The following is a 1,357-nucleotide window of genomic DNA, read 5'->3' as shown; positions in this document are numbered from 1 at the left end:
CATCAGCCCAGCCTGGCAGCAGCTCCCGGGTGAACTCCTCTATGAGGGTCTCGCTGTCGCAGGGGGGCGGTGCCAGCCCGTCGACGATCTGCCGTGCCGAGTCGCGTTTTCGCAGCACATCAACGCGGACCACTGGCGATACCCGCAGACGCTGTCCGATGCAGTCGATCAGAGTGACACAGCAGGCGCGTCGTCCCTGGCACAGTGCCGAGCGCAGGTTGGCCGCAGCCCGGTGGCACGGGTAGTCGGGCCACAACTGCTCCGCTGCCGCGCTGCGGTGGACGCCCTCGGGCCTGAGCCCCAGGAACGCCAGCAGCCGCTGAGCTCCAAGAGGTGCGGGCACCCTGCCGCAGCAGGTGAGTTCGAAGGCGCCCAGCAGTTCAAGCGATACCTCGTCGGCCGAAGATTCGTTTCCAAGCACGTGCACCACTGTGCCGTCGGCATGTGACAGGCGCATCCGGTTGGTCCGCCCATCGCCGCAGGTGGCCCAGGGGGGAAGCCTGCTGTGCACATTCTTTTTTGGCGTCTGCACCAGAGGTCGCTTCCTGCGGCGACGACGTGCCGTCGATGCATGGGAAACGCTTGGACAACGCCAATACACCACCTGCCCCACGTCGCCCGAACAGGGGCGGGGGATGCTCGGGAGAAGAAGCCTCAGAGGCTCCCTCCCAGGTAGCAGACACGCGGATCCACGGATTGATATCGCCAAGCCGGCATCGCGTTCGCACCCTCTGCGACATCGCCGGAAAAGAATGGCGACTGGCGGGGAGTCGACTCAGAAAGGAAATGCCATGGCCGCCACACACGTAGCACCAGTGCGAGCAGCGGACGCGGACACGGATGCCGACTACGAGGCGTACGAGAAAGTCGTCCAGATCATGAGCAAGGCAATGTCGGAATCGATCAAGAAGTCCCTCGGTGCGCTCAAGGACGAGGAAACCTTCGTTGCCCACGTCAGGGATGTGGCGGAGGCAGAAGGCCTGGCGCGGGACGACGTGCGCGCAGAAGACCTCTTCGGACCATTCTGGAGGCTGGCCAACGGCGTCGACCTGGATGTGCAGTGGCGGAGCAGTGCCGGAGTTCCTGTCCGCTCTGCCCTGATCGGGGGCTCCATCGACCCGCCTGAGGGCCAGGAAAGGTTCTCTATCGGTGCCAGCGCCTTCGGTTTCGGTATCGGAGTCAGTTGGTAGGCAGCCCGGCATTCCACGCCCGGTACTGCATGGGATATTCCCGGGACCGTTCACCGGCTCTGGATTCCGTCCGGCGACCGGACGCATCAACGAGACGGGGAAATCAGTTTACGGGATGCCGCGGATGGTTGAGGGGGGTACCGGTAGGTAGGGAAGGGCTCTGACAG

General features: G+C 64.5%; 1 protein-coding gene and 1 pseudogene. One reads left to right on the top strand and one right to left on the bottom strand.

Annotated elements, in window-relative coordinates:
• Positions 1 to 421, bottom strand: a pseudogene (locus ACFWI9_RS34300) (hypothetical protein); the annotation flags it as partial.
• A 370-nt stretch (positions 422 to 791) separates the two neighbouring features.
• On the opposite strand from ACFWI9_RS34300, the gene ACFWI9_RS34295 reads away from it, so the two are divergent.
• Complete coding sequence (locus ACFWI9_RS34295) at positions 792 to 1,190, top strand: hypothetical protein (RefSeq protein ID WP_387169216.1); 399 nt, start codon at positions 792 to 794, stop codon at positions 1,188 to 1,190.
• Positions 1,191 to 1,357 lie beyond the last annotated feature (167 nt).

Origin of the sequence: Streptomyces sp. NPDC127084, from assembly GCF_042724175.1 — a bacterium.
Classification (GTDB): Bacteria; Actinomycetota; Actinomycetes; order Streptomycetales; family Streptomycetaceae; genus Streptomyces.
The sequence above is the reverse complement of the archived record's forward strand: the minus strand, read 5'-3'. Positions and strand labels throughout refer to the sequence as shown.